Annotated in this window: 1 protein-coding gene; it reads left to right on the top strand. The window is 28.3% G+C overall.

All coding sequences use genetic code 11. The features are described from left to right. The first annotated feature begins 158 nt into the window (after window positions 1–158). Window positions 159–584 (top strand): hypothetical protein, encoded by a 426-nt coding sequence (locus tag FGM02_RS17870; RefSeq protein WP_139959994.1) that lies wholly within the window; start codon window positions 159–161, stop codon window positions 582–584. Window positions 585–621: the final 37 nt, after the last annotated feature.

The raw sequence follows: 621 nt of genomic DNA, 5'->3' as shown, positions 1-621 counted from the left end.
GTGAAAATTGAAAAACTTAAACCTATCCCCGATAAAACAGATAATTTTTTAAATAATATATCAGGATAAATTATTAATCTTCAAAAAATAGTATTTTTATTTTCTATTAAAACAATGAGAGAATCTTTCTCTTCCGAATTAAAAAATCTGATAAAAATATGTTTGAGGAATTAGAGAAATATGAAAACAGCGGACATTTTTTCTATGAGAAAAATGATAATCTTAGAGAAATTTGTAATGCCCCAAAAAGCGGAATTGGAATTTATCTTATTTATGCTTTAAAAAACGGAAAAATCGAATTGGTTTATACCGGATGTACTGGGAAAATAACTCAAGATGGGATGCTAAAAACACGAAAAGGAGGAATTTATGATACATTGGTAAATGGCAAACAATTTGGAGAATTAAGAACTAGAGCTTGGGATAAACACATAATAATCGAGGATATTGAAGCTCTTGATGTATATTGGTACGAAACATTTGATCAGTATAATATGGACATTCCAGCAATGATTGAAGGAAAAATTATTCAACAATTTTTTGAGATTCATGGAAAACTCCCTAATTGGAATAAAGAATATTAACTGATGAAAATGTACGAAAGTACAACACCGCATAAAG

The organism is Flavicella sediminum, assembly GCF_006381105.1.
In the GTDB taxonomy this organism is placed as follows: domain Bacteria; phylum Bacteroidota; class Bacteroidia; order Flavobacteriales; family Flavobacteriaceae; genus Flavicella; species Flavicella sediminum.
The sequence above is the reverse complement of the archived record's forward strand: the minus strand, read 5'-3'. Positions and strand labels throughout refer to the sequence as shown.

Bases quoted from the DNA above. Each gene is read 5' to 3' on its own strand.
- FGM02_RS17870 (WP_139959994.1), top strand. From the start codon at position 159: ATGTTTGAGGAATTAGAGAAATATGAAAACAGCGGACATTTTTTCTAT.